Genomic DNA, 23,896 nt, shown 5'->3' with positions numbered 1-23,896 from the left:
CTCAATTTTGACACGATGCGCGGGCATTTCGCGCCGGTATCCCTTTCGGGCAGAGCGTTCCTAAGATGAAAACACCGGTCTTTTTCGATCCCTCGGGCAAGCGCAACAAGGCCACGCTGATGGGCGTGATTGCGCTGGCGGCGGCGGCGACCCTTCTGTTTCTGGGTCTGATTCTTTCCATCCTGTTCGTACCGGTGCCGCGCGATCTCGACCTGCATATGGAAGCGTCTCACGCCTCGCGGTGGAACTTCCGCACCCACGACGTCAATCACCCGCACCGTCTGCGCACATTGGGCCGGCACGCCGACAAGCCTCAAAAAATTATCGGTTTTTACGTCCCATGGGACGACGGCAGCCGCGCCGCCTTCGAGGCGCACGCCAGTGAAATGGACGTCGTCATCGGGGCCTTCGCGAGTGTTTCCGGCCCTCAGCACACCTATGTCTATCAGCCGGATGTGCGCTTCGAAAAGGCACGGGCCGCCGCCAAAAAGCCGCCCGTCCTTCTGACCATGGTGCAGAATATCGCACCCAAGGGCTTTGAGCGCGAAAACACCCGCCGCCTCCTGACGGATATTGCCGCCCGCAACCGCTTTCTGGGGCAGGTTGAAGACACCCTGCGTCAGGAAAAATCGGCGGGTGTCGTCTTCGACTTTGAAAATCTGGAACCCGCCGCGCTTAAGCCCTATCTCGCCTTCCTGAAAGAGGCCCGCACGCGTCTCGGTGTCAAGGGCTATTCGGTGACTGCCACCGTGCCGGTCGATGATCCGGAATGGAACCTGTCGGCCTTTGCCGCGGTGACGGACAAACTGTTCCTGATGATCTACGACCAGCACTCGATGGTCGATAAGGCCGGGCCCATCGCGGCGCAGGACTGGTTCGAAGGACGTCTGGCCATGGCCATGAAGGTCGTCCCGGCGGAAAAGGCCATCGTCTGTATCGGCAACTACGCCTACGACTGGTCCAAATTCGGCACGACCGTGCTGACCGTGGGTGATGCGTGGCTGATCGCGCACGATTCTGACGCGCCGGTGTCCTATGATCGGGCGACCGGCAATAGCGGCTTCGCCTATCAGGAAAACGGTGTCAATCACGAGGTGTGGCTGCTGGACGCGGTGAGCGCGTGGAATCAGCTTCTGGCCGTGCACGCTTCCGATGCCTATGGCGTGGCGCTCTGGCGTCTCGGCTCGGAAGACCCCGGCATCTGGCAGGACTTTGCGCATTTTCAGGGCCGGACCACGCCCGACCTGACGACGCTGAAACCGGCCGGCAATGTCGATGTCGAAGGGGCTGGCGAAGTGCTGCGCATCAGCGCCACCCCCACCTTCGGTCACCGCAAGGTCGAATTTGACGCCCAGCGCGTCGCCCAGAACCAGACCTATCAGACCCTGCCCACCCCCTATGTGGTGCGCCGCACCGGGTTCAAGCCCGGCTATATCGCCCTGACCTTCGATGATGGCCCCGACCCCAAATGGACGCCCAAGGTACTGGAGATTCTGAAGGCCGAACACGTCCCGGCCACCTTCTTTGTGATCGGTGAAAAGGCGCTGGGGCATCCGTTTCTGCTGAAGACCATGCTGGCGCAGGGGCATGAACTGGGCAATCACACCTACACCCACCCCAATATGGCGAATATACCCGCCGAATGGGCACGGGTAGAGCTGAACTCGACCCAGCGCGTGGTCGAAGCCTATACGGGACGCTCCCTGCGCTGGCTGCGGGCCCCCTATTTCGGGGACGCCGAACCGACGACCGAAAACGAACTGGCGCCGGTGCTGCTAGGGCAGCGGATGGGCTATACCAGCGTCGGCCTGCACGTCGATTCCGAAGACTGGCAAAAGCCGGGCGTTCAGGCGATCATAAACAATGTGCTCAAAGGCGTCGCCGACGGGGCCGCCAGCGCCGCGTCTGAGGCCTGTAAGGAAGACTTCAATAACTGCCGCTCGGGTCAGATCGTGTTGTTGCACGATTCCGGCGGTGACCGTCAGCAGACCATTGACGCCCTGCCGCAAATCATTCGCGCCCTCAAGGCGCAAGGCTATCAGTTTACGACCGTCAGCGGTCTGACCGACCTGCCCGCGGCTCAGGCCATGCCGACTCTTTCCGGCAATGATCTGGCGGCGGTGCGCTTCGATGTCGGCGTCTTTATGTTGCTGGCCTGGGGAGCTGTGGGCCTGCAATGGCTGTTTATTGCCGCCATCGTACTGGGCGTGACGCGAGCCATTACCCTGAGCGTCATGGCGATCTGGGCCGACTATAGTGGGCACATGGACCCGCCCGCCGAAACCGAAGACGGTACGATAGAAGCCTTCGTTCGGTCGCGCCGCGTCAGCGTCATTATCCCGGCCTATAACGAGGCCCGCGTCATCGAAGCCTCGGTGCGCCGCGTCCTGACCAGTGTCGATGTCGATCTTGAGGTCGTGGTGGTCGATGACGGATCGAAGGACGAGACCAGCGCCATCGTCGCCCGCGCTTTTGCCGATGATGCACGCGTCACCCTGATCACACAGGCCAATGCCGGTAAGGCCACTGCCGTTAATACCGGTATTGCCAGAGCCAGGGGCGAAATCATCATCGCGCTCGATGCCGATACGCAGTTCGAACCGGAAACCATTGCGCGCCTTGTGCGCTGGTTCATCAAGCCGGAAATCGGCGCGGTGGCGGGCAATGCCAAGGTGGGCAACCGCTTCAACTTCGTCACCCGCTGGCAGGGGGTGGAATATGTTACGGCGCAGAATCTGGAGCGGTCGGCTCTGGCCACCTTTGGCGCCATGATGGTGGTGCCCGGTGCCGTCGGCGCGTGGCGACGCGCGGCACTGGAAGAGGTCGGCGGCTATCCGCACGACACCCTGGCCGAGGATCAGGATCTAACCATCGCCATTCAGCGCCGGGGTTGGGCCGTGGCTTATGATCAGGACGCCGTGGCGTGGACCGAAGCGCCCGAAAGTTTTGCCGCCCTGATCAAGCAGCGCTATCGCTGGGCTTTTGGCACCCTTCAATGCCTGTGGAAGCACCGCCGCATCCTGCGTGAAGGCAAGCCGAAAGGACTGGCGCATATCGGCCTGCCGCAGGCGTGGATTTTCCAGATCGGATTCTCGGTGATTTCGCCCCTGATTGATCTGGCCCTGCTGATCAACGTGGTCGCCACAGTATGGACGATCAGCCAGCATGGACTGGATCAGACGGACGGCACGCTGGAACGGATGCTGCTCTACTGGGCCGTCTTTGTCGCCATCGACGCCCTGTGCGGCTGGATCGCCTACATGCTGGAGCCGAGAGAAAAACGCTATCCCGTTTTCTGGCTCCTGTCGCAACGCTTCGTCTATCGCCAGATCATGTACTATGTTGTGCTGAAGGCGCTGGCCTCTGCCGGACGTGGCCGTTCGGTGGGCTGGGGCAAGCTGGAACGCAGCGGACGGGTTGCCCCGGCGTCATCGACAGGCCAAAACCAACAACCGTAAAGCCTAAACCGCTTTCAGTTGCGGCCGGTTGCCGACGCAGGGCAAGGCGGTCGGCGGCTCACGCCCCATAGAGACGGACACCGGCAGCCCATGACCTCGGCGGTCCATCAGACTCATCAGGGCGCTGGCCGCCGAATAGAGCCCGGCGTCGGGCTCGCCGCCCATGATGAAGCGCCCCAGAGCGGTGAAGTGCGCCGCCTCACTCATCTGCGCCGCGGTCAGCAGGCTCAGCAGCAACGCCTCGTCACGGGTCAGTTCGATCAGGCCCGGACGTCCGATTTCCAGTCGCCGCCGACCTTTGGCCAGCGCCAGAAGCCAGCCGTGGAACGCTGTCAGTCCCTCCGCTGGGTCCGGCCCGAAGGCATGGACAAATTCGCGTTGCAGCAGACGGCAGCGCGGCGAACAGGCGACCGAGGTGCGCAACGCCCAGATCAGAAAGTGCTCGGCGTAGCGCAAATGCCGAAGGTCCCGCCCCCGACGGGCAATAGATGTGTCTGACATGAAAACCGACCTCCTGCGCCGATTAAACAATTGCGAATAATTCTCATTAGCATTATTGAGAACGAGTCGCAAAGTGAAAAATCCAGGGAGGATGAGCGGATGTCTTCTGACCTCGAAGACCTGTTGTCAGAGCCGATTGTGCAACGGCTGATGGCGCGCGATGGCGTGTCTGCGGACGCCGTGCGCCGTCTTATGCGGCGGGTCGCGGCACGCCGGTCAGGCGTGTCAGGCACGCCCGCAACTCCTCCGGCTTGAAAGGTTTAGAGAGGTAATCATCCATACCGGCCGCCAGACAGGCCTCACGGTCCCCGCTGAGCGCGTGCGCCGTCAGCGCCACTATGGGGACAGCATCGCGCCCCGTATCCCGCTCCATAGCCCGGATGCGGCGCGTGGCCTCGTATCCGTCCATCTCCGGCATCTGAAGGTCCATCAGCACAAGGCCGTAGTGACCCGCTGCGAACGATTCCAGCGCCTCGCGGCCATTTTCAGCGCGATCATGCTCATAGCCCATCTGTTCCAGAAACAGGCCAGCGACCAGCGCATTGGCGGGATTATCCTCCACCAGCAAAATGCGCACGGCACTGGCCGCTGAGGGCGACAGGGACGAAAGAGGCGAATGAGAGGCCGGGTGGGGTTTGGCCATGCAGATGACTTCGAGACGTTTTTTTCTGTTTGCACCCACAGCGATGCGCAGAAACGGCGTGAGCGGTTTTCTGCGAAAACATCGCTCCGGATATAGACTTAGAGCGGAACGACCGTCCTGTGGGAGGTCACTCCGCCCTAAGTGATCACGCCGATGATAAGTTTTCCATTGGGATCGGCTTAGCCGAATTTCGCCTTCCAGGCGACATAGGCCTTGAGCGCGCTTTGCGGACCGTTGCCGAACCACGAATAGCCGCGACGACGCTCCGGTTCGACATCGTCAATCGTGTCGTGAAGCGTTTTTGTGCGGTTACCAAAGATGGGTTTCAGCGTTTTCAGATCGTAATAGCGTGACCAGATGGGGCCCGCACCTGGCCTGTCCACCAGACGACGATCCTGACCATCAGGGGTACGTTCAAAGCCCTTGCCCATGATTTTCAGCGCTTCAAGGGTTTCGACACCCGCCACGATCGCCGCCTTCATCTCGACTGAAGGGTTGGGCTGCTGCATCAGATAGACCAGCAGAGAACCGCTTTCGGCCGAGCTGAGCGACGGCATCTCGTAATTGCGGGCCGAACAGGGGGTCAGGGTCAGGGCATCATACTGCTGCGCCCACAGGGTCAGTTTTCCGTCGATGACCACCTGCGCCTTCAGAAATATAGCCAGAGCGCGTTGTTCCGCCGCCAGACAACGCGCGCGCACCTCGGCGGGGACGAAGGCGAAAGCGGACTCTGCCCGCCCGACATCGCCCATCAGGCGCGACACCGAAATCATCGCATTGTCGTTGAGCGTCAGGGCGTCATGATAGCCCCCCATCAGCGGCCAGACCTGTGGCCAGCCGCCGTTAGGGAACTGCGCATTAAGCAGGTAGGTCAGGCCCCGTATCGCGCCATCGCGGTAACGCGCGTCCTGTGTGGCATTGAAGGCCAGCGCCAGAAACCGCGTTTCGGTCAGGGTGGCGTCATTGTCGATGGTCCCGACATAGCTCCAGTCCGGTAGGGTCGGTGCATCAAAATCGCCGGCGGGCTTGGTTTGCAGGCTGTTGCCCGCCACATAGTGCTGTCCCCGGACGCGCGGTTCGGTGTCGTGCGGCTGGTTCTTGCCCCAGCCCCCCGCCGGCGTCTGGAAGCTGACGATATTATCGGCGACCTTGCGGCCCTCTGCCGAGGCGTACCACGCTGCCGGTTTATCGAGCGGCATGGTCTTTTCGCCGTTGCCGCTCTTCGGTTCGGCCGGAATGACGCTCAGCCCCTTGCGTTCGGCCAGAAGTGCGGCCTGATCGGCAGCCAGTTGCGCCTGCGACCGCTTCAGATAATCGAGCCATGCCGCCTGCTCCGGTGCCGGGATCAGCGCGCGGATACGTTCCGGGCTCAAGGGCGGAAACGGCGTATTCACGCCGATCTGAGCGGCGCGGGCGGCTATGGGCGCTGTAAGTGGCAAGGCGGCAAGGCAGGTGAGTAAGGTGCGGCGGTGCATGGCATTTCCCCGGAAGACAGTGAGTGGCGTCTGTTATGGTTGGGTATATATGATACCGGTGTCAAACGTGTGGCAAGGCGAAATCCGTCGCTCTGTGCAAGTTTGATTTTACTCAGACAAATGAAAGGATATAGTACGAAAAACAAAGATTGGAGAAACGTTATGCAGGGCTGGACGCGACGGGGTGTGACGGCTGCGGGATTGGGAATGGCTGTGGGCGCGAGCGCCGCCGGGGCCGTGACGCCTGACCCTATATCCGCTAAGCCGTTTCCTCTGTCGCAGGTGCGGCTCAAGCCGTCGATCTTTCTGACCTCAATCGAGGCCAACCAGCGCTATCTCCTGTCGCTGTCGCCCGACCGCTTTCTGCACAATTTCCGCAAGGGTGCCGGGCTGGACCCCAAGGGCGAGGTCTATGGCGGCTGGGAAGCGCGCGGCATTGCGGGCCATAGTTTGGGCCACTACCTTTCCGCTCTGTCACTGATGTACGCGCAGACGGGCAAACCCGAATTTCGTGACCGCGCCGCCTATGTGCTGAGCGAATTGAAGACCGTTCAGGCCAAACAGGGCGACGGCTATGCGGGCGGCACGACCGTCGGCCGCAACGGGCAGGAGGTGGATGGCAAGGTCGTCTATGAGGAGTTGCGCAGAGGCGACATCCGCACGGCGGGCTTTGACCTGAACGGTGGCTGGGTGCCGCTTTATACCTATCACAAGGTGATGGCCGGGACGCTCGACGCGCATCAGCACGCCGGGCTTGACGACGGTCTGACCGTCGCCACAGGGCTGGGGGACTATCTGGGGACCATTCTCGAAGGTCTCAGCGATGCGCAAATTCAGGAAATTCTGCGCGCCGAACATGGCGGCCTGACCGAGTCCTATGCCGAACTCTATGCGCGAACGAAGAACCCGCGCTGGCTGACCCTGTCGCAGCGTCTGCGTCACCGCGCCATTGTCGATCCCCTGGCCGCCGGGCGGGACGAACTGGCCGGAAAGCACGCCAATACGCAGATCCCCAAGATCGTCGGCAACGCCCGCCTTTACGAGCTGACGCAAAATGCCGACGACGCCCGCATCGCGCGCTTTTTCTGGCAGACCGTGACGCGCGACCACTCCTACGTTATCGGCGGCAATTCCGACCACGAACATTTCGGGGCGCCGCGGCACTTGGCTAACCGGCTCGATCAGCAGACCTGCGAGGCCTGCAACAGCTACAATATGCTGCGTCTTACACGGCATATCTATGGCTGGAGCGGCGATGCGGCCCTGTTCGATTTCTACGAGCGGGCCCATCTCAACCACATTATGAGCCAGCAAGACCCGCAAACGGGCATGTTCACCTATTTCTCCGGACTGGCCTCCGGTCTGGGGCGCGTGCATTCGGACCCAACCAATGACTTCTGGTGCTGCGTCGGGTCGGGCATGGAAAGCCATTCCAAGCATGGCGAAAGCATCTGGTGGCGGCGCGGCGATGGTGTGGCGGTGAACCTCTATTACGCCTCGACCCTGACCGCGCCCGAAGCGCAGCTCGATATGGATACCGCCTTCCCCCTGTCCGATCAGGTGGTGATCACGGTGCGCAAGGCCCCCAAGGCACTGCTTTTGCGCGTGCCCGGTTGGTGCAGCGCGCCGATGGTCAGGCTGAACGGCAAGGCGGCGGGGGTGCGTCAGAACGGCTATTTGCGGCTCACGGGACTTAAAAGCGGCGACCGTCTTGAGTTACGCCTGCCCATGCCGTTGCGCGTCGAAGCCATGCCGGATGATGCCAAACTGATCGCCTTCCTCAGCGGGCCGCTGGTGCTGGCCGGTGACCTTGGCCCGTCGGATCAACCGTGGGAAGGCGTCGATCCGGCGCTGGTGTCCGATGAGGCTGCACCCCAACTGGTCGCCGCCGGAGGCCTACATCAGTATCGACTGGGGACGCAGGGCAAGCCGGGCGACCTCAGCCTGAAGCCTTTTTTCCTGCAACATCGCAACCGCACCGCGGTCTATTTCCGCCGTTTCGGCAGGGCAGAATGGGTTGGCGAAGAGGCCGTATGGCGTCAGGCGGCGAAGGACCGCGCCGATATGGCCGCCCGAACAGTGGATTTCATTCGGCTGGGTGAACAGCAGCCGGAAACCGACCACGCCTTTGAAGGCACGCCCAATACGGCGACCATCACCCATATCGCTGAACGGGGACGGTTGATTCAAAAAGGCTATCTGGCCTTTGACCTCAAAACCGCTGAAGGGCCGCTGATGCTACAGGTCGCCTATGCCGGGCGCGACCGCAACAAATCCTTCCGTCTGCTGGTCGAAGGTCAGGTGCTGGCGACCGAGACTCTGGCCGGCGACGCGACGGTGGCGCGCAATGTCATTACCTACCCCCTGCCCGCTGCCCTGACAGCGGGCAAGAGCAAGGTGCGGGTGCGCTTCGAGGCCGACCGCGATCAATGGGCCAATGTCTATGAGGCGCGGATTTTGAAAAGAGCCCCCGCGCAGACCACCTGAGACACGCGTGCAAAAGAGACGGTTGACTCCGATTTACAAATGTAGAATATTAAATCTACAAACGTAAATTGGAGGAAATTATGCGCCTTTTGTTACTGTGTCTTGTCTCGGCATCCCTGCTCGCACCCGGCATGGCTCTGGCCGCACCGTTCACCCCCCTGACCATCTTTCAGCACGCCGCCATGCCGGTGCAGGTGCTGATCCTTGGCCTGCTGGCGGCCACGGCTGCGGCTATCGTGGTCTGTATTCGCAAACTGCTGCAGGGACCGCGTCTGGCCGGTAGTTCGGCCTTTCTCAAGGGGTTGAGACTAGGCGGGCCGCTGGCCGGACTCGTCGGGGCGGCTTTTGGAACACTGAACATGACCATCGGGCTGGCCAATGCGAAGACCGTGCCGCCCGTAGCGGTGCTGGCGCCCGGCTGGGCCGAGATCGCCTCGTTGATCCTGCTGGGTCTAATCACCGGCTCGGTCGCGGTCATCGCCCACTGGGCGGTCGAAGCACGGATCGACCGCGCGGTGCTGGGGGAATAGGGCGTGAGCGTGCCCCCCATTACCGATGCGGAATCGGCAGTTCTGGACGCTCTGTGGCGGCTGGGGCCCCTGCCCCCGGGGCGCCTGATCGCCGAGGTCAAGACGGGCCGGGATTGGGGCGATGCGACCATCAAGACTCTGATCGCGCGCTTGATACACAAACAGGCCCTGCGCTCGCAACGCGAAGACGGCACCCTGCGCTACCATCCGCTGATCACCCGCGACGCCTATGTGGCGCACGAGATCGACAACCTGATCAATCGAACCTTCGCCAGTGACCGTGAGGCCTTCCGCCGCTTCATCGATGAGACCTTCTGAACCGTCAGTTTCTGCGTAACGCTCCCCGTTCCACGGACCTGACCAAACTGCGCCCTATCCCATTTTGGCGCCGCCGGACCCTTGTGTCCGGCGTCCTTGTTACAGGGTCACAACAACTTCGAACGTACCGGGCGTTTGCGGCAGTGGCAGTACATCCCCCGCTATCGGCTGACCGTCCAGCATCAGACCCGGCGGGTCCCCCCGGCGATAGGTGACGTGGTACGTCGACCCCCGGAACAGGCGTGTCGCCTTGGCCTCGGTCCAGTACGCCGGCAGGCAGGGCCGCACGCTCAGGCCCTCGCGCGTGCCTTTCAGGCCGAACAGCCCCTCGATCAGGCTGCGATAGACCCAGGCCACGGTGCCGGTGTTGAACAACTGTGAAGACCGGCCCGCAGTGCGCGGATGGGCATGGAAATCGCCGCGGTAATAGTTGGGGATGAAGACCGGAAACTGACCGCGCTGCACATAGTCGGCCTCATCGACACCGGCGAGCATTTTACGCATCAGTTCAAAGGCTTTTTCCCCCTTCTTCACCTGCGTCAGGCTATAGATATAAAAGGCTGCCGCGTGGTTATAGACCGAGCCGTTTTCCGCCACGCCGGGCGATTTTTGCGTCAGACGCCCGACATCTTCGCGCATCTTTGTGTAGGGTGGGCCCAGCATTTCGACGCCATAGGGCGTCTCCAGTTCCGCCGCCACGGCCTGCACCATGCGCTCGGCCTGCGCTTCCGAGGCCGCGCCCGACAGAAGGGCAAAGCTCTGCGGATTGATGTACAACCGCCCCTCCGGATCGCGCTTGATGCCAAAGGCCACATCGTCGTCGGTAATCCCCCGCCCGAACCAGTCGCCGTCCCACAGATGTGTGTTCATGGCGGCGTTCATCGCCTCGGCTTCGGCCGCCCAGGGCTCGGTCTCTCCCGACAGGCGCACCCATAGACGCAGCGCATAGGCCACAGCCAAGGTCAGCCAGCCGGAGACCCCCTTGCCCTTCCAACCCACCATATTCATCGGGTCGTTCCAGTCGCCCTGATCAATATAGCTCAGCCGGCGATGGTCACGGGTTTTGAGTAGCCAGCGCAGCGCCGCCTCCAGCCGCGCCCGCACGCTTTGACCATCAACCTCGGCATCCAGCACCGCGTAGTCGTCGGTCTCATCAAGATAGGCTTCGAGCAGGATAAACAGCCACACACAATGGTCCGTATGCGGCACCTGGTTGATGTAGCTGAACTGTGCCCCATCATAGAGTTTGATGCCGTCGGGCATGGAGCCGTCGGCGTTTTGCTTTGAGAGGGCATAGAGCAGCGACTCTCTGGCGCTTTGCGGGCGCACAAACACCATGCCCAGCGCGTCCTGAAGATAGTTGCGCGTCTGTGGATCGGTGGTCAGGCGGTTGGTGTCGCCGTGATAATAGACCTGCCGCGCCAGCCAGCGGTTCATGAAGGCGTCGAAATGCGTATCCGGCGTTTCGATGGACAACACGCCGCGCCCCTGTTCGACATAGGCGCGCGCCTCACTACAGACCCGCTCAAAGGCCTCAGGCCCCAGATAGGCGGCTTTCAGGCGCGCCACCTCGGCCTCGTCAAAGGCCGGACCGAAAACAAAATGCCAGACCTGAGCCTCATTGGCCTCTAGCGTCTGGTCGAATTGCAGCACCGCCGCCGGCGTTTCATAGAGCGCCTCGCCGCCCTTGAGCCCGGTACGCAGCATGTCCGGATCGTTCAGCCCACCCTCGCCTTCAAAGTCTTCGCGCCGCGTCTCAAAGGCGTCCGGTAGGCGATCACACGTGAGGAAGGTTTTGTCTTTAAGGTGCTGGTTTTTAAAGTAATCGTCTATCTTTTGATAGGCGGTCACCGAGCTGGCGATAACCGCATTCAGGTCGGCATCAAAGCATGCGCCCTGATTCATCCAGCTCATATAGCCGACCGGGAAATAGGGCACGATGCGCAGGGCGCGCTCTATATCCACCCGGTTACGGATTTCCAGTCGCCACAGTTCGACCGCCTCATCGACGGGCAGGACCAGACTCCAGCGGATATCGAGATCGTCCTGTTCGACCGACCATTCCAGCCGTTCCGGGTGCTGCGTAAAAGCAAATGTCTTTGGCGCACGCCGCACCGGCTCATGCGGCACCGAAAAATGCTTCTGACTGACCAGATCGCGCACATAGACAAACCGGCCCGGATGATGGGCGTAGTGCGCCGTTTCCGGCAGCATGAAGGTTTTACCCTCCACGACCGGCGCGTGGCTGTATTTGGCCGGTTCCGGCTGCATATGCTGAGCCGTGACGAAGCCGCGACAGGTCGCGTGCAGCATCATCTTGCGGTTCCACAGAAAGCCGGAGGCACGCGGCATGGCCGTAGCGGAGGTCAGGGTACAGGAGTCGGGGGTCAGGGTGATCAGGCGCATACCGCTTCAAAACACGACAACGTTGTCGGGTCAAGCGGGACTGAGGGTTAAACCGGCAGGGTGATGGCGTTTTTGACCTCTTCCAGCACCGCATAGGTGCGGGTTTCACGCACACCGGGCAGCGACACCAGCGCGTCACCCAGAAACTGCCGGTAGGCCGCCATGTCCTTCACCCGCGCCTTGATCAGATAGTCGAAACCACCCGCAACCATATGACATTCCAGGATTTCCGGCTGGCGCGTCACGGCGTGGCGAAAGGCATCGAACACGTCCTCGGTCGTGCGATCGAGCAGCACCTCGACGAAGATCAGCAGGGCACGATCCAGCTTGACCGGATCCAGAATGGCCATGGTGCCCAAAATATAGCCATTGGCCTTCAGGCGCTTGACGCGCTCAAAGCAGGCCGCCGGTGAGACGTGCACCGCCTCGGCCAGCGCCTGATTGGTCATGCGCCCGTCCGCTTGCAGCAGGCGCAGAATCCTGCGGTCGATCTCATCCAGCATGGCGTTTTCCCTATCCGGTTTCATGCAGAAGATTCGCATGAAATTGGCAATATTGAATAAATATCCTTCGGCCAATCCCGGTAAAATTCCAAGGACATTTTCCATAAACCGGGCATACTCTAAAAAGTTTCATATACGACCATTCCGGAGCCTCCATGACGCCTGCCGACGCCCGCGCCCGCATGATCGCCCTTCATCGCGCCCCCGAGCCGGAGGTGCTGGCGGCCCTATTGCCCGCCGCCACGCTCGATACCGCCACGCGTCAGCGCGTGATGGCGCAGGCGCGCCTGATCCTTCAGGACCTCAAGGCGGCGCAATCGACCGGCTGGGTCAATCGCTTCCTTCAGGAATACCGGCTGAACACGGCCGAAGGCGTGGCGCTGTTGTCGTTGGCCGAGGCCTATCTGCGCGTCCCCGATCCGGAAACGGCGAACCTTCTGATCCGCGATAAGATCGGCGATGCCGACTGGCGGGCGCATAAGGCGAAATCCGGCTCGGCTCTGGTCAATACAGCGACCTTCGGCCTGATCCTCACCCGTGCCCTGGTCGAAGACCCGCAACAGGCCGGGACGCTGAAAAAGCTGATCACCCGTATGGGCGAACCCGTCATCCGTCAGGGGGTGGCCGTAGCCATGAAGATGATGGGCGAAGTCTTCGTCATGGGCCGCACCATCGACGAAGCGCTCGACGTCGCTGCCAAACCTGAAAACAAGGGCTTCACCGCCTCTTTCGATATGCTGGGCGAGTCGGCGCGCACCTTCGCCGACGCCGAAAAATACTTCGCGGCCTATGAGCAGGCGCTGGACACGGTCGGGCGATCGCCAAAAGGCAATGGCCATTCCATTTCGATCAAGCTGTCGGCCCTGCATCCGCGCTACGAAGTCGCCAATCAGGAAACTTGCGTTCCGCAACTGATTGAGATGATCCGTCATCTGGCCGCCAAGGCCGCGGGCTACAATATGGACCTGACCATAGACGCCGAAGAGACCGAGCGTCTGATGATCTCGCTCGACATCATCGAAGGCGTGCTGCGCGATCCCGCTCTGTCCGGCTGGGACGGCCTCGGCATGGCGGCGCAGGCTTATGGCAAGCGCGCCCGCCCTCTGATCGGCTGGGCGCAGGCCATCGGTCAGGCGACCAGCCACCGCCTTAAGGTGCGTCTGGTCAAGGGGGCCTACTGGGATTCCGAAATCAAGCGCGCGCAGGTCGAAGGCCTCAGCGACTATCCGCTGTTTACACGCAAACCGGCCACCGATGTCTCCTACCTCGCCTGTGCGAAGGATATGCTGGACGCCTCACACATCTGGCCGGCCTTTGCGGGCCACAATGCCCTGACCGTGGCGACGATCATGGAGTGGGCGGGCGAACGTCGCGACTTTGAGTTCCAGCGCCTGCACGGCATGGGCGAAGGTCTGCATGAGCGTCTGGTGCGCGAATTGGGCTATAGCTGCCGCACCTATGCGCCGGTGGGTGGTCATAAGGAACTACTCGCCTATCTGGTACGCCGCCTGCTCGAAAACGGCGCCAACTCGTCGTTCGTGCATCAACTGGCCGACCCAACTGTCAATGAGGAAACGCTTTTGTCCGATCCTGCCGCCCACATCGCCGCCGTCAAAGGCCGCCCGCACCCGGCCATCCCCCTGCCCGCTGGCCTCTTCCCCGGCCGCACCAATTCGCAGGGTCTGGACCTCAGCGATAAGGCCACGCTCGACGCAACGCTCAGCGCCCTTGCCACCGTTGGCGCAAACTCTCACGCCGCCACGGCACTGGTGTCGGGTCAGGCCGTCAGCGGCACGCCTAAGATGGTGCTGCGCCCCGCCGACCCGTCGCACCCCATCGGCACCGTGATCGAAGCCTCCGCCGAGGACGTGTCGCGCGCCCTGAAGGCCGCCGATGCCGCCGCCGATCGCTGGGCCGCGACACCGGTCGAAGACCGTGCCGCCTGTCTGGAGCGTCTCGCCGATCTCATGGAAACGCACCGCCTCGAACTGATGGGGCTATGCGTGCACGAGGCGGGCAAGACCATTGGCGACGCCGTGGCCGAAATCCGCGAAGCCGTCGATTTCTGCCGCTACTACGCCGTCAATGCCCGCGAGCAGTTCCGCCCCGTGACGCTGCCGGGGCCGACGGGCGAGTTGAACGAACTGCGCCTTACCGGCCGCGGCACCTTTGCTTGCATTTCGCCATGGAATTTTCCGCTGGCCATTTTCATCGGGCAAGTGACCGCCGCTCTGGTCGCCGGAAACCCTGTGGTGGCCAAGCCCGCGCCGCAAACGCCGCTGATCGCCTTCCGCGCCGTACAACTGGCACATGAGGCCGGAATCCCGGTCGATGTGCTGCACTTCCTGCCCGGCGGCCCCGACGTCGGTGCCGCCCTGACCGCTTCAGCCGCCGTGCACGGCGTCGCCTTCACGGGCTCGACCGGTACGGCGCGCGCCATCGCCCGCAGCCTGCTCAGCGACGACAGCCGCCCCCTTGTGCCGCTGATCGCTGAAACCGGCGGCCTAAACGCCATGATCGTCGATTCCACCGCCCTGCCGGAACAGGTGGTGGGCGATGTGGTGACCTCGGCCTTCCGCTCCGCCGGTCAGCGTTGCTCGGCCCTGCGCCTGCTGATCGTGCAGGAAGACGTGGCCGACACGATTATCCATATGCTCAAGGGGGCGATGGACGCGCTGGTGCTGGGTGACCCGGCGGATATCCGCACCGACGTCGGTCCGGTCATCGACGCCGCCGCACGCGATAAGTTACTTGCGTATCGCCAGTCGATTCAAGCGCAATGGATTCATACGCTTGAAGCCCCGCAAACGGGCCTCTTCGTGCCGCCGACCCTGATCCGCCTCGACGCCATCGAAGACCTGTCGCAGGAATGGTTTGGCCCCATCCTGCACGTCGCGACCTGGAAGGCCGGTGAACTGGAGAACGTGGTTGCCCGCGTCAATGCCCGCGGTTACGGCCTGACCATGGGGCTGCATTCGCGCGTTGCCGAAACCGCCGAGCGGGTCAAGTCTTTGGCCAAGGTCGGCAATCTTTATGTCAACCGCTCGATGATCGGGGCCGTGGTCGGATCACAACCGTTTGGCGGCGAAGGCCTGTCCGGCACCGGGCCCAAGGCGGGTGGCCCGCACTATCTGTTGCGCTTTGCCAGCGAACGTACCGTCTCTGTCGATACCACCTCGGCGGGCGGCAATGCCACCCTGTTGTCGCTGGCCGAAACAGACATCTGACGCCCTTTATTTCGGACGCCCCTTCTCCTGATTGTCCGTTTACGGCTTCGGAGGCAGCCTCATCTTATCGGATGAGGTTGTCCTTGAGCAATCGTCGGCTCATTGGAGTTGCCTCATAGCTCATACTTTTGCATCGCTTCATGTTGTCCCGAAAAGCGGAGCCCCTTTTCGGCATGAGGCTTTAAGAGGCCTGCTATGATGATCGACCTGAAGGTTCTGGAACACGCGCTTGACCGGCTCCTCTACGTCTATGCCACCGACGATGAGGCCGAAGGCGCCGTGGTTCGGGCGCTGGCCATACTGATCAGCGACCCCCTGCCCGACCTGACGGGCGAAGACATTACGCGCATCCACGCCTATATTTATCATGCGCTTCAGGGCTTCTACGCACCGACCATTGACTACCCCGCCATCCGCCGCGAGTTCGTCACCGCCGTGCTTGCGGCGCGCAAAGGCAACTCGGTCCTGCGGCGAATGATTGCTTAATAGTTGACGCCAATTCATTGGTCTGAACAATGCGGCTATTGGGGGTGGCCGTGACATTGACAACGCAGAAAACCATTGCTCATATTTTGAAGGTCAACCATGCGGGTGAATATGGCGCCATTCGCATCTATCATGCCCAACTTTGGGTCAGCACGTGGTTGCATCCTGATTTGCGGACCTTCCTGACAGAGACACTTTCTCACGAAATTGATCATTGTCGGCGTTTCCGTGACAGCATGAACGCTTACAAAACCCGCTCCTGCCGCGCCATGTGGCTGTGGAGCACTGGAGGGTGGGTTTTAGGGTTTGTCACGGCATTAATGGGCCGCAATGCCGTCATGGCCTGCACGGCCGCTGTCGAGAGCAAGGTACACAGGCATCTGGACGAACAGATCGCCTTTCTGATGCGGGTGAATGACCCACTGGCGGACCTGATTGCCGATATACGGGTGCAGGAAATAGAGCACTTGGAATTTGCCCGTGCCCGTTTAAAGGAAACGAACGTTTCACGATTGATCGAAGCCTTTGTCGGCATAGCCACGGAAAGCGTTATCTGGCTATCGACGCAAGGGGCCGTAACCCGCATGGAACGCGGATTGCGCCTCCAATAACCCTACCCCCACAGGCCGTGGCGTTTGGCAAAGGCCTCGAACAGCGGCATATAGGGCTGATCCTGACCATTGACGCGCAGGCCGTGGCCGCCGTTTTCGAAAATATGCAGCTCCGTCGGCGTCTTCTGGGTGCGCAGGGCCTGATAGAGAATCAGGCTGTTTTCCGCCGGAACAGTGCGGTCATCCCCCGCGTGGGCGAGGAACGTCGGCGGCATATCGACCGGCAGATTAAACTCCAGCGACACCTTGCGCTTCTGCTCATCGGTACCGCCGTTCGGGAACATCGCCTTGACCGAGCCGCCATGCGCATAAGGGGCCATCATGGTCATCACCGGGTAGAACATGCCGGTCACCAGCGGCTTCGTCGGCTGCGTGTCGGCGGCATCGACCGGCGCATAGGTTTCACGCCCGAAACTTTCCGACAACCATCCGGCCAGATGGCCGCCTGCCGAAAAGCCGATGACACCGATACGGTTGGGGTCAATGCCAAACTCTTTGGCGCGGTGGCGGATCAGACGGATGGCGCGCTGAGCGTCCTGCAATGGCGCTTCCGGTCCCGCGCCCCAGCCGTCGGCCGGCAGACGGTAGGTCATGACAAAGACCGTCGTGCCGCGATCCGCAAAGTCCTTGTCCGTGCCGCCGCCCGCGCGACTGACGGCCACGCGCACATAGCCGCCGCCGGGGATCATCAGTATCGCCGAGCCGTTCGGGTTTTTCGCCCGGCGCACCATAAGGATCGGCTCGGTGACGTGTGTCGCGGCTGTGTCATTGGGATTGCCGTCCTTCGGATTGCGCAGAATCCACTCTTCCTTCACCGTCACGCCCTTCGAGCCCGGCACCTTGCCCTTGGGCCACAGCGGGAAACTCTCCAGCGGCGGCAAGAGCGGCACGTTCATGCCTTCGGCCACCAGCGGAGCCCCGGAATCCTGCGCAAAGGCCGTCAGCGGCATCAGGGCCGAAGCGGCGGCGCTGGCCAGTATCTGACGGCGGTCAAAAGAGATGGGCATGGCGAGGCTCCCTGCGCGATATTGATTATTTCTGCGCATTTTAGAGCTTAAACGCGATTTGACAAGCGACAGCACCGGCAAAGACGGTGGCTTACCGTTATTTAGCGGTTGCCGGGTCCGGCTATTATCCTGACTGGAAGACTTGGTATATCGGCCTGATTGATGACAATCACGCCCACGCGGTCAAACTGCCGCTGAGCCTCCTGCCTCAAGGCACCTTTACCACCCGCCTGCGGAAAGACGGTGCCCAGCGGTCCGATATTGTCACGTCAACGCAAAAAGCGTCGAACACCAGCGTACTCACCCTCAACGCCAAACCCTCTGGCGGGGGTTCATTGGTAATTAAGATGAGAGAGTGAGGCGAGCGCGGACCGAGTTGAGATATAAGCCCGTGTCATAGGTCCGATTTGAGCCCTAAGTGGGCTCAAGTCCGCAACGACATCTAAAGCAACTAGGCAACCTAGGCCTGCCCTTAAGAAAGTGGGGCCTTGCTGCTTTAAAATATCAGTAGTAAATTACTAAACAAATAAAAGTCTGTTCTTAGGGATAACTCACGTTTGAGTTGGGGGGGGGATGCACAAAGTGAAAACGTCGGTTTTTGTTGCGCTGACAATGAGCTTCGCGGGGGTGGGCCCGCTCGCTGCTCAAACTGCAATCCCATCCGAAAATTATGCGCATCCGCAGCGTCTGGTCGCCATTGACGGCCATCGCCGCATTAACTTGTTTTGCCAAGGTCAGGGCGCGCCAACGGTTCTTTTCGATTCGGGCCTCGGTGACACGACGGTGTCGTGGCGCTATGTTCAGGGCGAGGTCGCGAAGACAACGCGGGCCTGCAGTTATGATCGCGCCGGATATGGCTTTTCCGATCCTCCGCCGGGCGCATCGGACGTAAATTCGAGTGTCAGAGACATCCACCTGTTGCTCAAGGCTATAGGAACGGACGGCCCGATTGTATATGTCGGCCACTCTATAGCGGGGCTTTACGGTGTAGGTTTGCAGGGAAAGTATCCTGAAGACGTAGCGGCTGAAGTTCTGGTCGATCCGTCTTATGCCGACATGGGCAGACCGACGCCACCGCCGGATGCGACCGACGACTTCCCGCCGCCATGGGCACCGTTAGAGGCGTGCCTTGCTCTGGCGAAGTCTGGCGAGTTGCAGGAACCGAAGACGGATGCCGCCAAGGCATGTGTTTACGAAAACCGTTCGCTTGACGATGTCCTGCGCCGCGTAGACAGACAGCACCAGACGAACCCCGCGACCATCAGCACTAAAATTTCGGAAATTCAAAGCTTTACGGCATTCGCGCCAAGCTGGGTGTCCACGGATACGGCCCAAATTGACGCCCTAAACCCGCAATTCGGCGATAAGCCGCTGATTATCCTCACGCATAGCAGTATGCCCGTAATGCCGGGGGGCACGCCGGAACAGCATAAACTGATGGAAGACAGGTGGATGGCCGCGCATGGCAGACTCGCCGCCCTGTCAACGCGTGGCAGTCATATCGTGGTTCCTGACAGTCGTCACTATATCCAGTTTAATCAGCCTAAGGCGGTTATCGACGCCATTAATAAAGCTGTCGCCGACGTGCGTGCAAAGTAGGGGCCGTTATTAGCCGCTCGGCGTAACATCCACAAACGACCTTCCGCATTTATGTCATAACTCGTCAGACGCCTACATATGGGATTAAACAGGTTGTAAGCTCGTATGCATGTGTGCGAAAAGTTGCAAACCGCTACTTTCGCGCCTCTATTTTCTGCGAAGCCCCCTTACCCCATCGTCGGAATGACAAAGCTCTGATCACGCACGACCCCGCCTTGCGGCCATCGTTGGGTGACGGTTTTGGTGCGGGTGTAGAAGCGCACGCCGTCCATGCCGTACTGGTTGAGGTCGCCGAAGCCGGAGCGCTTCCAGCCGCCGAAGGAGTGATAGGCCACGGGCACCGGGATGGGGACATTGATGCCGACCATGCCGACCTCGACCTGAGAGGCGAACTCACGCGCCGCATCGCCATTGCGCGTGAAGATGGCCACGCCATTGCCGTAGGGGTGTTGCGACGGCAGGCGGATGGCCTCTTCCAGCGTTCCGGCCCGCACGATCTGCAACACCGGGCCGAAGATTTCGTCCTGATAGGTCTGCATGGCGGGTGTGACGTGGTCGAACAGGCTGGGGGCCAGGAAGAAGCCGTCCTCATGGCCCTGAAGTTTGAAGCCGCGCCCGTCGAGCACCAGTTCGGCCCCCTCATCGACGCCCATCTGGATATAGTGTTCGATGCGCGCCTTGTGCGCCGCCGACACGACGGGCCCATAGTGGGCCTCGGCATCGGTCGAGACACCGACGCGCAAGGCTTCGGCGGCGGCCAGCAGTTTGGGCCTAAGACGCCCGGCCGTCTCTTCGCCCACCGGCACCACCACGGGCAGGGCCATGCAGCGTTCGCCGGCGGACCCATAGGCCGCCCCCATAATATCGGCCACCGCCTGATCGAGATCGGCATCAGGCAGGACGATGCCGTGGTTCTTGGCGCCACCCATGCATTGCATCCGCTTGCCATTCTGCGACCCGCGTCCATAGACGTATTGTGCGATGTCAGACGAGCCGACGAAGCTCACGGCGCGGATGTCGGGGTGATCGAGTATGGCATCGACCACCACCTTGTCGCCGTGCACGACATTGAGCACGCCTTCGGGCAGCCCGGCCTCCAGCAAAAGCGCCGCCAGCCGCACGGGCACGGAGGGGTCACGCTCGGACGGCTTGAGGATAAAGGCATTGCCGGTGGCCAGCGCCGGGGCGAACATCCACATGGGGATCATGGCCGGGAAGTTGAACGGCGTGATGCCGGCCACCACCCCCAGCGGCTGCCGCAGCGAAAAGACGTCGATGCCGGGCCCCGCCCCTTCGGTATATTCGCCTTTCAGCAGGTGCGGGATGCCGCAGACGAACTCCACCACCTCCAGCCCGCGCTGAATGTCGCCTCTGGCATCGGAAATGACCTTGCCGTGCTCAGACGCCAGAAGATGCGCCAGGGCGTCCATATCGCGCTCCAGCAAGCGCTTGAACTCGAACATCACCCGCGCGCGGCGCTGAGGATTGAGCGCGGCCCAGCCCGGCTGCGCGGCCTTGGCCACCGCTACGGCCTGCGCCAGCTCATCGGGCGTACCCAGATCGACCTGCGCCTGCACCCGGCCGGTATTGGGATCGAAGACCTCACCCACCCGGCCCGACACCCCCGCTACCGCCTGACCGCCGATAAAGTGTGAGATGTGTCGCATCGGGAGCCTCCACAAGCGCATCCCGGAAAGTGGTCGCGGTTTTCGGACCAGATGCGCGCTAAAAATGTGATCACAGATTAGCGCATTCCTCACACGGGAAAAGAGGCAATCTCAGCTCAGCAATTGCCGCGCGGCGCTGAGGCGTTCAATGCCACGATCCAGCGTCGCATCGCTCTTGGCAAAGCACAGGCGGACGACCGGCAGGCCCTCGCCACCGGGCGCGCAGAAGGCATCGAGCGGGATGGTGGCCACACCGGCTTCTTTTACGCCGCGCAGGGCAAAAGCCTGCCCGTCCAGAGCCACACCCGACCCCGGCAGGTCGATATTGAGGAAATAGGTGCCTTCGGACGGCAGGGTGCGGAAGCCTGCGGCCTCAAGCCCGGCGCGCAGGCGGTCGCGCGACCGCTGAAGGGCGGCCACCTCTTCGGCAAAGCGACCGCCGGGCAGGCCCAGACCAAAGGCGACGGCCGATTGCAGCATGGGCGGCGTGGCGAAGGTCAAAAACTGATGCGCCTTGGCCATCTGGTTGATCAGGCGCTCATGGGCGCAGACAAAGCCGACCTTCCAGCCGGTCAGGGCAAACAGCTTGCCCGCCGAGCCGATCTTGACCCCCAAAGTCTCCAGTCCGGGGACGTTCAGCACGCCGTGATGCGTCGTGCCATCGAACACCACCTGTTCCCACACCTCGTCCGACACCACACAGGCCCGATGCGCGACGCAGAACCGCGCCAGCAGCGCCCAGTCTTCGGGCGGTATCAGGCGAGTCGTCGGATTATTGGGCGTGGTGACCATCACCATGCGCGTGCGCGGCGAAAAGGCTTTGGTTAGTTGCGCCTCGGTAAAGCGCCAATCCGGCGGGTTGAGGCGCACGCGCACCACCACGCCCCCGGCGCGTTCGATCAGCGGCGCATAGGCGTCGTAATGGGGCTCAAAAACGATCACCTCATCGCCCGGCGAGATCAGCGAAAACACCGCTGCGGCCAGCGCTTCGGTCGCGCCGGAGGTGATCAGCACATTTTTTGCCGGATCAAGGCTGAGGCCCTGCGTGCGGCCGTAAAAGCCCGCAACGGCCTCCAGCAACGCGCCCTGCCCTTTCATCGGCGCGTACTGGTTTGAAGTGTCGGTCAGCGCGCGCGCAGCGGCCTCACGCACCTCCGGGAAGCCGTCCGTTTCGGGAAAACCCTGCCCCAGATTGATGGCACCGGTCTCTGCCGCCAAGGCTGACATGGTGGTGAAGATGGTCGTGCCAAGCCCGGCATAGACCGGATTGAGCGGCGGCAGGGTCATGAGAGCGGTTCCAGCTATCGGGATGGCTTTTTAGCCCGGCGGCAGCGGTCCGAGCAATAGCGCACCTCGGCCCACACCTTTTCCCACTTCTTGCGCCAGGTGAAGGGAAGGCCGCACCCCTGACAGGTCTTTTGCGGCAGGTCGGATTTCTTCACACCGCGTGGCATCACAGACGCCCTTCGCGCATGGCCTGAAGGTGTGCCTGTGCCTGTGTGCGCAGGGCCATTTGCTTGTCTTCCCCCATGCGCGCCCAGTTGGCATAGACGTAGGACAGGCGCGGATTTTTGCGGAACCGCTCTTCGTGACGTGCCATAAAATCCCAGTACAGAGCATTGAACGGACAAGCTTTTTCACCGACCGGCACATCGACCTTGTAATGACAATCCTTACAATAGTCGCTCATGCGGGCGATATAGGCCCCCGACGCGGCATAGGGCTTTGAGGCCATAATCCCGCCATCGGCGTGCAACGCCATGCCGAGCGTATTAGGCAGCTCTACCCACTCATAGGCATCGGCATAGACGGCCAGATACCATTCATGCACCTGCCGTGGCTCTATACCCGCCAGCAGGGCGAAATTGCCGGTGATCATCAGCCGCTGGATATGGTGCGAATAGGCGTGCTCCAGCGTATGCGCCACCGCCGTTCGCACGCAGTTCATCTGCGTGTCGCCGGACCAGTAGAACCACGGTAAATCCTCGTGGGCTTCCAGCGCGTTCATCGCCCCATAGTCCGGCATAAAGTGCCAGTAGAGGCCGCGCACATATTCGCGCCAGCCCAGCACCTGCCGGATAAAGCCTTCCACGGCGTTGAGCGGCGCGCCGTCTTCGCGATAGGCGCGCTCAGCCGCCTGACAGACTTCGAGCGGATAGAGCAGGCCGGCATTGATATAGGCCGACAGTAACGAATGATACATATAGGGCTCACGCCCCAGCATGGCGTCTTGCCAGGTACCGAACTGCGGCAGGATGTGCGCCACAAAGTGTTCGAGTTCCTTTAGCGCCTGCGCACGCGTGACCGCAAAGTGAAAGGGCTCAAGCTGACCGGGATTGTCCGGAAAGGCTCTGGCGACCAGATCAAGCACCTCGCGCGTGATGGCATCCTTGCGAAAGCTGAGGCGGCGCGGAATGACCAGACCGTCGCGCGGCGGCGCGCGGTTTTCGGCGTCGTAATTCCATTCGCCACCGCAGGGCTTGCCATCGTCGATCAGTATGCCGTGGGCGCGGCGCATTTCGCGGTAGAAGTATTCCATGCGCAGTTGTTTGCGCCCTTCGGCCCAGCGTGAAAACCACTGCGGCGAACAGAGGAAGCGATTGTCTTCGAGCAGTGTGACATCGTCCATGGCAGCAAAGACCTGCTTCAGCCGCCATTCGCCGGGTTCGGTCACCTGCACCTTGGACAGGTTCAGTTCCGTGCGGGCGCGTTCGATTTCGCCCTTCAGGCTGTGGGTATTGTCCGGATCATCAAACCGCACATAGCGAACGCGATAGCCTGCCTGTTGCAAGGCCTCGGCATAGTGGCGCATGGCTGAAAACAGGAAGGCGATCTTCTTGACGTGGTGGCGGACATAGCTGGCCTCTTCGGCCACCTCCGCCATCAGAAAGACGTCGGTTTCCTTATCGGCGCGGGTTCGGATGTCGAGCCGCGCCGACAATTGATCCGCAAGAACAAGCCTGAGTGTACCCATATGG

At 61.6% G+C, this 23,896-nt stretch carries 19 protein-coding genes; 9 read left to right on the top strand and 10 right to left on the bottom strand.

The window, feature by feature from the left end; translation table 11 throughout:
• Positions 1-65 precede the first annotated feature (65 nt).
• Positions 66-3,458 (top strand): glycosyltransferase, encoded by a 3,393-nt coding sequence (locus AACH73_RS05850; RefSeq protein WP_338734253.1) that lies wholly within the window; start codon positions 66-68, stop codon positions 3,456-3,458.
• Positions 3,459-3,461: 3 nt separating this feature from the next.
• On the opposite strand, the gene AACH73_RS05845 is transcribed toward AACH73_RS05850, so the two are convergent.
• The 3 genes from AACH73_RS05845 to pelA form a co-directional block, all read right to left on the bottom strand.
• Positions 3,462-3,959, bottom strand: coding sequence for a hypothetical protein (locus AACH73_RS05845; protein WP_338734252.1), 498 nt, complete (start codon positions 3,957-3,959; stop codon positions 3,462-3,464).
• Positions 3,960-4,149: 190 nt separating this feature from the next.
• The gene (locus tag AACH73_RS05840) at positions 4,150-4,602 is read right to left on the bottom strand and encodes a response regulator (protein ID WP_272740097.1); all 453 of its coding nucleotides are present in this window, start codon (positions 4,600-4,602) and stop codon (positions 4,150-4,152) included.
• A gap of 179 nt (positions 4,603-4,781) precedes the next feature.
• On the bottom strand, positions 4,782-6,077 hold the full coding sequence (gene pelA / locus AACH73_RS05835; RefSeq protein WP_272740098.1) for a pectate lyase: 1,296 nt from the start codon (positions 6,075-6,077) through the stop codon (positions 4,782-4,784).
• A 207-nt stretch (positions 6,078-6,284) separates the two neighbouring features.
• Here pelA and AACH73_RS05830 point away from each other — a divergent pair, with 207 nt between their 5' ends.
• The 3 genes from AACH73_RS05830 to AACH73_RS05820 all read left to right on the top strand — a co-directional run bounded on the left by AACH73_RS05830 (position 6,285) and on the right by AACH73_RS05820 (position 9,412).
• Positions 6,285-8,564: a glycoside hydrolase family 127 protein gene (locus AACH73_RS05830; protein ID WP_338734251.1), complete on the top strand. Its 2,280-nt coding sequence runs from the start codon at positions 6,285-6,287 to the stop codon at positions 8,562-8,564.
• A gap of 80 nt (positions 8,565-8,644) precedes the next feature.
• On the top strand, positions 8,645-9,094 hold the full coding sequence (locus AACH73_RS05825; protein ID WP_338734250.1) for a hypothetical protein: 450 nt from the start codon (positions 8,645-8,647) through the stop codon (positions 9,092-9,094).
• Positions 9,095-9,097: 3 nt separating this feature from the next.
• On the top strand, positions 9,098-9,412 hold the full coding sequence (locus AACH73_RS05820) for a BlaI/MecI/CopY family transcriptional regulator (protein ID WP_338734249.1): 315 nt from the start codon (positions 9,098-9,100) through the stop codon (positions 9,410-9,412).
• 99 nt (positions 9,413-9,511) lie between these two features.
• Here the strand turns inward: AACH73_RS05820 and AACH73_RS05815 are convergent, their stop codons facing one another.
• Positions 9,512-11,818 (bottom strand): glycosyltransferase 36, encoded by a 2,307-nt coding sequence (locus tag AACH73_RS05815; protein WP_338734248.1) that lies wholly within the window; start codon positions 11,816-11,818, stop codon positions 9,512-9,514.
• A 47-nt stretch (positions 11,819-11,865) separates the two neighbouring features.
• Positions 11,866-12,345 (bottom strand): Lrp/AsnC ligand binding domain-containing protein, encoded by a 480-nt coding sequence (locus AACH73_RS05810; RefSeq protein ID WP_338734247.1) that lies wholly within the window; start codon positions 12,343-12,345, stop codon positions 11,866-11,868.
• 131 nt (positions 12,346-12,476) lie between these two features.
• Here AACH73_RS05810 and putA point away from each other — a divergent pair, with 131 nt between their 5' ends.
• From putA to AACH73_RS05795, 3 genes are all read left to right on the top strand, one after another.
• On the top strand, positions 12,477-15,548 hold the full coding sequence (gene putA, locus AACH73_RS05805; protein WP_338734246.1) for a bifunctional proline dehydrogenase/L-glutamate gamma-semialdehyde dehydrogenase PutA: 3,072 nt from the start codon (positions 12,477-12,479) through the stop codon (positions 15,546-15,548).
• A 195-nt stretch (positions 15,549-15,743) separates the two neighbouring features.
• Positions 15,744-16,034 (top strand): hypothetical protein, encoded by a 291-nt coding sequence (locus tag AACH73_RS05800; protein WP_272740103.1) that lies wholly within the window; start codon positions 15,744-15,746, stop codon positions 16,032-16,034.
• Between the two features lie 50 nt (positions 16,035-16,084).
• Positions 16,085-16,645, top strand: coding sequence for a demethoxyubiquinone hydroxylase family protein (locus AACH73_RS05795; protein WP_338734245.1), 561 nt, complete (start codon positions 16,085-16,087; stop codon positions 16,643-16,645).
• 2 nt (positions 16,646-16,647) lie between these two features.
• Here AACH73_RS05795 and AACH73_RS05790 read toward each other — a convergent pair whose 3' ends face one another.
• Positions 16,648-17,652 carry an alpha/beta hydrolase gene (locus tag AACH73_RS05790; protein WP_338734244.1) on the bottom strand — a complete coding sequence of 335 codons (1,005 nt, stop codon included), beginning with the start codon at positions 17,650-17,652 and terminating at the stop codon, positions 16,648-16,650.
• Positions 17,653-17,738: 86 nt separating this feature from the next.
• On the opposite strand from AACH73_RS05790, the gene AACH73_RS05785 reads away from it, so the two are divergent.
• Together AACH73_RS05785 and AACH73_RS05780 are read left to right on the top strand one after the other, a co-directional pair.
• A complete protein-coding gene (locus AACH73_RS05785; RefSeq protein ID WP_338734242.1) occupies positions 17,739-18,011 on the top strand; it encodes a glycoside hydrolase family 97 C-terminal domain-containing protein in 273 nt (90 codons plus the stop codon).
• A 223-nt stretch (positions 18,012-18,234) separates the two neighbouring features.
• Positions 18,235-19,251 carry an alpha/beta hydrolase gene (locus tag AACH73_RS05780; RefSeq protein WP_338734241.1) on the top strand — a complete coding sequence of 339 codons (1,017 nt, stop codon included), beginning with the start codon at positions 18,235-18,237 and terminating at the stop codon, positions 19,249-19,251.
• A gap of 167 nt (positions 19,252-19,418) precedes the next feature.
• Here the strand turns inward: AACH73_RS05780 and AACH73_RS05775 are convergent, their stop codons facing one another.
• From AACH73_RS05775 to AACH73_RS05760, 4 genes are all read right to left on the bottom strand, one after another.
• On the bottom strand, positions 19,419-20,918 hold the full coding sequence (locus tag AACH73_RS05775; protein ID WP_338734240.1) for a CoA-acylating methylmalonate-semialdehyde dehydrogenase: 1,500 nt from the start codon (positions 20,916-20,918) through the stop codon (positions 19,419-19,421).
• 111 nt (positions 20,919-21,029) lie between these two features.
• Positions 21,030-22,205 (bottom strand): aminotransferase, encoded by a 1,176-nt coding sequence (locus AACH73_RS05770; protein WP_338734239.1) that lies wholly within the window; start codon positions 22,203-22,205, stop codon positions 21,030-21,032.
• 14 nt (positions 22,206-22,219) lie between these two features.
• A complete protein-coding gene (locus AACH73_RS05765) occupies positions 22,220-22,372 on the bottom strand; it encodes a DUF2256 domain-containing protein (protein ID WP_272740109.1) in 153 nt (50 codons plus the stop codon).
• Positions 22,372-23,892, bottom strand: a complete 1,521-nt coding sequence (locus tag AACH73_RS05760; protein WP_338735712.1) for a cryptochrome/photolyase family protein — start codon at positions 23,890-23,892, stop codon at positions 22,372-22,374. The genes AACH73_RS05765 and AACH73_RS05760 overlap by 1 nt, the downstream gene beginning before the upstream one ends.
• Positions 23,893-23,896 lie beyond the last annotated feature (4 nt).

This window comes from Asticcacaulis sp. DW145, assembly GCF_037101385.1.
GTDB lineage: Bacteria > Pseudomonadota > Alphaproteobacteria > Caulobacterales > Caulobacteraceae > Asticcacaulis > Asticcacaulis currens.
Note: the sequence above shows the minus strand (reverse complement) of the source record. Positions and strands in the feature narration are given on the sequence as shown.

Bases quoted from the DNA above. Each gene is read 5' to 3' on its own strand.
- AACH73_RS05850 (WP_338734253.1), top strand. From the start codon at position 66: ATGAAAACACCGGTCTTTTTCGATCCCTCGGGCAAGCGCAACAAGGCC.
- AACH73_RS05845 (WP_338734252.1), bottom strand. From the start codon at position 3,959: ATGTCAGACACATCTATTGCCCGTCGGGGGCGGGACCTTCGGCATTTG.
- AACH73_RS05840 (WP_272740097.1), bottom strand. From the start codon at position 4,602: ATGGCCAAACCCCACCCGGCCTCTCATTCGCCTCTTTCGTCCCTGTCG.
- pelA (WP_272740098.1), bottom strand. From the start codon at position 6,077: ATGCACCGCCGCACCTTACTCACCTGCCTTGCCGCCTTGCCACTTACA.
- AACH73_RS05830 (WP_338734251.1), top strand. From the start codon at position 6,285: ATGGCTGTGGGCGCGAGCGCCGCCGGGGCCGTGACGCCTGACCCTATA.
- AACH73_RS05825 (WP_338734250.1), top strand. From the start codon at position 8,645: ATGCGCCTTTTGTTACTGTGTCTTGTCTCGGCATCCCTGCTCGCACCC.
- AACH73_RS05815 (WP_338734248.1), bottom strand. From the start codon at position 11,818: ATGCGCCTGATCACCCTGACCCCCGACTCCTGTACCCTGACCTCCGCT.
- AACH73_RS05810 (WP_338734247.1), bottom strand. From the start codon at position 12,345: ATGAAACCGGATAGGGAAAACGCCATGCTGGATGAGATCGACCGCAGG.
- putA (WP_338734246.1), top strand. From the start codon at position 12,477: ATGACGCCTGCCGACGCCCGCGCCCGCATGATCGCCCTTCATCGCGCC.
- AACH73_RS05800 (WP_272740103.1), top strand. From the start codon at position 15,744: ATGATGATCGACCTGAAGGTTCTGGAACACGCGCTTGACCGGCTCCTC.
- AACH73_RS05790 (WP_338734244.1), bottom strand. From the start codon at position 17,652: ATGCCCATCTCTTTTGACCGCCGTCAGATACTGGCCAGCGCCGCCGCT.
- AACH73_RS05775 (WP_338734240.1), bottom strand. From the start codon at position 20,918: ATGCGACACATCTCACACTTTATCGGCGGTCAGGCGGTAGCGGGGGTG.
- AACH73_RS05770 (WP_338734239.1), bottom strand. From the start codon at position 22,205: ATGACCCTGCCGCCGCTCAATCCGGTCTATGCCGGGCTTGGCACGACC.
- AACH73_RS05765 (WP_272740109.1), bottom strand. From the start codon at position 22,372: ATGCCACGCGGTGTGAAGAAATCCGACCTGCCGCAAAAGACCTGTCAG.
- AACH73_RS05760 (WP_338735712.1), bottom strand. From the start codon at position 23,892: ATGGGTACACTCAGGCTTGTTCTTGCGGATCAATTGTCGGCGCGGCTC.